Source organism: Streptomyces sp. NPDC091287, assembly GCF_044768525.1.
In the GTDB taxonomy this organism is placed as follows: Bacteria; Actinomycetota; Actinomycetes; order Streptomycetales; family Streptomycetaceae; genus Streptomyces.
In genome coordinates, this window is sequence record NZ_JBIVUV010000039.1 from 21830 (window position 1) to 28132 (window position 6303).

Consider the following 6303-nt stretch of genomic DNA (forward strand, 5'->3'; position numbering starts at 1 on the left):
GCCCGGACGACCCGGTCGCCCGGGACGAGCAGACGCTTCCGCAGGGAGGGGAAGCGCGGTCTGGCAAGGTCGCGCTCACGGTCGCCCCTGCTTGGCGAGCCAGACAGGAGGCAACCGCTCAAGATCCTCGGCGGCAGGACAGTTCTCCCGGACCACATCGCCCAAGCACCCCCACCCCAGACCGACATGCTCTCCGAAGTACTGCAATGGACTCGCCGGTACGGCTTCCGTGGTGAAGGTTCCCTTGCCCGGAATCTGCTGGGTGTGCGTACCGGACGTGTCCGTGTAGGACGCGTCGATGTGCCACGTGCACGTCAGGTCGGACACTCGGGGCTGGATGAGCAGGGCCATATTCGACTGCCCGTTGCCCAGCTCGATGACGTTGTGGCGGAAGAACAGCTTTCCCTGGTCCTCACCGTCCAGGACGTACGGTCCCTTCGGCCGGATGTCCGTGCCACCGCTCAGATCCCACATCAGGCCCTGCCGGCCCTCGGAGCCCGCCGGGGGCAGATCGACCACGGCCACCGCCCTCGACGGTCGGCACGAGTCCTTCACGGCCTTCATGCTGTTGACCGTGAGTCCGGCGCTGCGGTCACTGTTCAGATTCAGATTGAACGACTGCGACCACATGCCCGTCAGCCCGTTACCGCCCTCCAGGCCTGGATGCGGGAAGATCGACGGTGAGGCGTACTCCACAAGCCGCCCTCCGAGTGGTTTCAGGAACCGCCATACATCCAGACCGCTGCCTCGGGCGCTGGCGGCGGCGAGGTCTGTTTGTTCGCGCTCGGTCAGTTTCCGGTCCAGCAGCACGACGAAGTTCTCCGGCGGATCCTGCTCGATGTCCCGCGGCGTACGGGTGGCGACGAACGCAGGCTGCTCCCGATCCGCCGCGCTGCCAGCCTTCCTCTCCGTACGGGCCCGGTCGGCCGCGGTGGTCCGGTCCAGGGCGTAGTTCGCGTAGTAGGCGAACAGGAGACCGGCCAGGACGACGATGACCGCCAGCCCCACGTACAGCGCCCGGTGCTTGGCCGCGAGCCCACGAAAGCCCGGCAGACGCTCGTCCGCCAGAACGTGCCACGCGGTCGGCGACGAGGACGAGGTGGCGGGTGCCTCCGGATCAGGCTGGGGAGCACCGTTGTGGATTGGGCGGGACGACGGGGCCGGCGCAGGTGCGGTGCTGTCAGGACCCGGTTCCCCCGACCCGGAAGACGACGGTAAAGAAGGCGGATTAGTACCCATAGATCCCCCGGATTCATCGGTTCGAGCGAGCCGGACCCGTCTGAACCGGTCCGGCGAGCACCCTTCCCCTTCACGCAATCACCCACCCCGCCCGCACCGCAATCACCGGGCCCGTCGAAAAGCATCCATGACCAGGAACCCTGCCGCTCCTCGTGATCACACCCGACCGAGCACCTGATGCAGCATCACGTCCCCGCCCCGAGAGCGGAACCGACAGACAGGAAAGCCCTTAGGCTCCCCGTACCCCGCGCCGACATGGAGCGCGCGGGACAGGACCCGGTCCCCGCCCCGGCGGGAGCAGGAGTACGGCCGGAACCGCACAGCCCTGGTGCCGGCAGCAGCACGCCACCGGCACCAGGGCCGTTCACCCACCGAACCAGACTCAGCAGGTCCCGCTCACGCGCCCACCGCCCACTCCCCCAGACCCGCCAGCCGCTCCAACTGCCCGACGGTGAGCTTGTGGTGTTATGGCGCGGATAGTCCGTGTATCGCTATGCTTCGCACCATGGCACGCTCAGCTCCTTACGATCCGGATGTCGCCGAGGCAATGAATGCCTTCTTTAAATCGACCAGAAGATCTTTTTCGAGATACTTCGTTCCGCCCAGCCATCGCGATGATCCTTCGTCGATCGCAAAAACCTATGCAAAGTTCCTGAATTCTGACTCGTGGCGCGTCAACCTGATAACGCGGCCTGGAAATCGGGGGCGCTACGCCGTTGGCATGAGTATCGGTTCCGCGAATCTCGAGTTCCTCACAAAGAGATCGGCTTTGGTGGCAGACACGCTACTTCTATCGCATAGCGGACAGGGTTTATATCACAAAGTGCAAGAAGGATTTCACTCAGGGGGATCTAGGGGTTCGGCGATCACGGGGGATCCGCCCGCCCCTGAACGAAACGAAGACGAAATCGGCTTCATCTGTCCAGACATCACGGAAGTTGGCAAGTGGATCCTTGACGCTAAAGAGCTACTGACCCAAGGGCGCGTCTGGTACATGCCCAGCTTCGCTCGACGACTAGATGATCGAATCGAAGCCCTTTCGCAGCCTGCGCCGATCGATTTCCTGATTCATGACCGACTCCTTGTCCCTTCATCCCCGGAACGCCCTTTGGTCAAGGACGCCATCAGAGTCGTCCTCCAACTCGATCTGCCATTCGTGGACGGTGTGAGCTTGAAGGAGTTCTGTAAGATCACCGTCGGTGAGGCGTATGCATATGAGGGATTTCGGAACCTACTGCGGCGAAAGGTCCTTGAATTGGATAGTGCACTGGATGCTGTGCACTCCGAACGTGCCCTGGCGCTCCTTAATATGGAAATCAGCGACGGCCTCCGGGAGGTAGAGGCCAAGATGCGTGACATTAAGGGGATGCGCAGATTTGCTCGCGGTACGGTTGTTGGCGCTACGGCCGCGACGCTGTACGCGGCCCGGGGCGATGCCTTGCCGTCGGCTATCGAAGCTATTGTCAGTACAATGATTGGCGGTGGCGGCCTACTCTTCGACTACTGGCAGTCCGGAAAAGAGCAGAGTGGGCGCGTGGATGAACTACGCACAAGTGGTTGGTACTACATTTGGCGATTGGACAGCAGAAGGCGCTGACATCCCGCACCGCGCTGCGCGAACGCCGCACCCGCCGAGTGTGACCTCCCCAGTGTTCGCGCGTTAGATCCGCGTGACCACGATGATGCCGCCGGCCGTTGCGGGCACCGGCCACGGCGAACCGGCCCCGTCTACGGTCAGTGAGCCGATCTACGCGGCGCTGGCCGCGCACTGGACGGCACAAGGGCGTGCCCTACCCGGCCAGAGGGATCAGGAGTGGGTCATGCTGGCAGAAACCTGCCCCTGGCCCCGCCGATAGACCAGCCGGTGCGGTGGTCGCCCCACGACCCGCACCCGCTGCACCGGCCCGGCAGCCTCGGAGCCACGCCCCGGCCACCGAGGCTGCCGGACCGGCCCCCGGTCAAGCTGCCAGCCCGCCCGGCGCACCCAGACCGGCCCGCAACATCCCGTTCACGCGGCCACCGCCCACTCCAGCCCCAGACCCGCCAGCCGCTCCAACTGCCCGACGGTCAGCTTGTCCCGCCGGCTCTTCACGTTCGACAACCACACCCCCAGCTTCACCTCGACCTCCGCACCATCCGGCCCCGCGAGAACCTCGACATGCGCCCGGCCGACCGGCCCCACCGTGCCCATCCGCTCCCGGTACTGCGCCAACGCCGCACACCCCCGCTCAAACGGCCCCGAACGCCCCTGAGAAGCCCGCACAGCCGTCTTCGGCTCCGGAGGCAGCGGCACCACACCCAGCGCCTCCAGGCGTGCACGCTGCCCCTCCGCGAGGCCTTCCCAGATCACGTGCCGACGCTGCCGCTCCAGCCACCGCCCCACATCGACACCGTCCACCGTCACCCCCGGCACCACCTCCGACAGCGCGGCGCCCATCACCACCAGGCCCTCCACACCGGCAAGACTGCGCTGCCAGTCCACCGGCCACACCGGACGCCAGTCCGGATCGATCGCAGCCAACTGCTCCGCACGCCGCCCCGCCCGCACCGGGTCCTTCCCCAGCCCGCCCTTCTTCCGGCAGTTCGCCAGCCACTGCCCCACCGGCTTGTCCAACGCCGTCGCCGCGACCGGAGCCGCCAAGGTCCCCGTCTGCGCGAAGTACGCACGCGCCGCCGCCAGGTTCTCCTCCCACGCCACCTCGGACGGCTCCCACACCATCCCCAGCGCATCCAGATCCTCCGCCCGCTCCGGCACCAGCCCCCCGGCCTGAAGCGCCCGCCGCTGATCCGCCAGCCACCGCCCCAACGGAAAGGAATGCCCCTGCGGCATCAACTCCCGGTGCCCGTACGGCACCGCCAGATCACCCGTCCGCTCCCGGTACGCCACCGCCGCCCGATGACCGGACAGCCAGTTCGCATGCTCCGGCTCCAGCAGGTTGTACTTCACGAACCGCGCGATCAGCGCCGGATCCCGATGCGTACCGAACCGCAGCAGCATCCGGTGATCCTCCTCGCCCTCCTCCGGCGCCTCACCGAGCCGAACCGACCGGCCCTTAGTCCGCTTCACGTCCTCCTGCGGAATAGCCAGCATTTCCACCGCCCGCTCATCATGCGCCCGCAACCCGGAAAGCACCTTCACCAAAGGCCGATAAGCCAGCGAATACGGCATATCTTCCTTGGCCTCTTCCGGACCGAGAAAAACCGGCACAATCAATGTCGCCAATTTCCCCTGATTCGGCCTCTGCCGCAACGCCCTACCAATCACCTGCACAATATCGACGGCCGAACCCTTCGGATCGATCAACGCAACAGAATCCACCGTCGGCACATCCACACCCTCACCCAGCACACGGCAATTCGACAGCACCGCACGACCCGCACGGCCACCGAAATCACGCAGCCGGTCCTCCCGCACATCCGCCTCATGCTCACCAGACAGCCAGGACGACCACACCACCGCCGGATGCCGCTCCGGATCCTCCGCGTGCAACTTCCCCGCCACCCGCCCCAGCCCCTCCGAGAACGCAGCCGCCTCGACCGTCCGGTGATGGAACGTGATGCACCGCGTCAACCGGTGCGCGGCCATCGCCTCCAGGAGCGCGGCCTGGAGCACCGCCAGACGCTCACCCCGCACATGCTCCTCATGCCGCTCCTCCCCATACAGCCGCTCCAGCGTCAGGGACTCGTCCTGGAGCTCCACCACCACGATCTGATACCGCGCCAGCAGCCCCCGCGCGATGGCCTCCGACAAGTCCAGCTCAAACAGGACGGGCCCGAAAATGGCCTCATCATCCATCGAACAGGCCATCTCCTCCGGCAGCCGGTCCACCGCCGCCGACCCCTCCCCGCCGCCCTCGCCCGGCTTCTCCTTCCGCCACCGACGCGGCGCCGGCTCCTGCCAGATCCGCGGCGTCGCCGTCATGTACAACCGCCGCATCGACGGCACCAGCTCCTGGTCATGCACCGCCGCCCACGCCTTCCCCAGCGACCCGCTGGTCCGGTGCGCCTCGTCCACCAGGAGGACGTCCCACACGTCCATCGGCAGCCCGTACTCGCCCCCGTGCGCCGCGATCAGCACCGGCAGGCTCGCGTACGTCGCGAACACCGTCACCGCCCCCCGCCCGTGCCACAGGGCGAGCTGCGGAGCGTTCGTCGTCACCCGCACCCCCAGCGAATACAAGCCCGGATCATCCATCATCGAGCACACCGCCACCGTCGGGCCCGAATGCCCGAAAGCCCGCCACTCCTTAATCGTCTGAGCGAGCAAAGCCAAAGTGGGCACCATGACGAGCACACGCCCATGCGGAGCCAGACGACGGACAGCAGCAGCACCGATGAACGTCTTTCCAGTGCCGCACGCACTGACCACCGTCCCCCGCAGACCCTGCGGAGGAATCTTCACCCCCGGAGGAATATCGAGACCCGCCACGGCAGCGTCCACCGCTTCAATCTGATGCGGGCGGAGCGGGAATGTTTCCGTCATTTCTTTTCTCCATCTCAGAGGGAGAGGCGGTGAGGGTTCATCCGTGATGCTACCCAGTGCATCACTTGATGCACCACGATCCCGCAGCATGATGCATCGGATCGGATGACGTTGTCCTGATTCCGCCCCAGCGTGGCCGATCAGTGTGCTACCCTGCGGGAGCAGTGCGAGTTTTACCCGCTCCATGCGGACCCCCCTTTCAAGGGTGCCGGTCACCGACCCGGTGACTGTTCTCCGATGCTCGTCCTCGTCGTCCTGGCGGTGGGGGAGTGCGGGGCCGGCCCCCGGGGGTGGTGGTCACCGGTTCGGGATCCTACCTGCTGGCACAGTTGATGCACCGCCACCTCCCTCCCGTAGCCAGCCTGTTTGTGACCGGCACGTGACGACCCGTCTGACACTGTCGAGCCTCCGCGTGCGGAGGCTCGGAGAATTGGAGCGCATGCGGAAATTCTTTTGCCCGCCGTGCGGGCAATTCATAAACGCGCCAGCGTTTATGAACGCATTCCGTATCTGCTTTTAGAATTCCGCTCGCGGAATTCTTTCATTTCCAGGCGCTAGCGCCTGGTATCCCGCTCCGCGGG

At 65.9% G+C, this 6303-nt stretch carries 3 protein-coding genes; 1 reads left to right on the plus strand and 2 read right to left on the minus strand.

Annotated features, from left to right (window positions below):
- Positions 1–75: 75 nt before the first annotated feature.
- Positions 76–1008, minus strand: coding sequence for a hypothetical protein (locus ACIQRW_RS38025; RefSeq protein ID WP_403769883.1), 933 nt, complete (start codon positions 1006–1008; stop codon positions 76–78).
- A 736-nt stretch (positions 1009–1744) separates the two neighbouring features.
- On the opposite strand from ACIQRW_RS38025, the gene ACIQRW_RS38030 reads away from it, so the two are divergent.
- The gene (locus tag ACIQRW_RS38030; RefSeq protein WP_403769885.1) at positions 1745–2836 is read left to right on the plus strand and encodes a hypothetical protein; all 1092 of its coding nucleotides are present in this window, start codon (positions 1745–1747) and stop codon (positions 2834–2836) included.
- Positions 2837–3247: 411 nt separating this feature from the next.
- On the opposite strand, the gene ACIQRW_RS38035 is transcribed toward ACIQRW_RS38030, so the two are convergent.
- The gene (locus tag ACIQRW_RS38035; RefSeq protein WP_403769887.1) at positions 3248–5722 is read right to left on the minus strand and encodes a Helicase associated domain protein; all 2475 of its coding nucleotides are present in this window, start codon (positions 5720–5722) and stop codon (positions 3248–3250) included.
- Between the last annotated feature and the right edge of the window lie 581 nt (positions 5723–6303).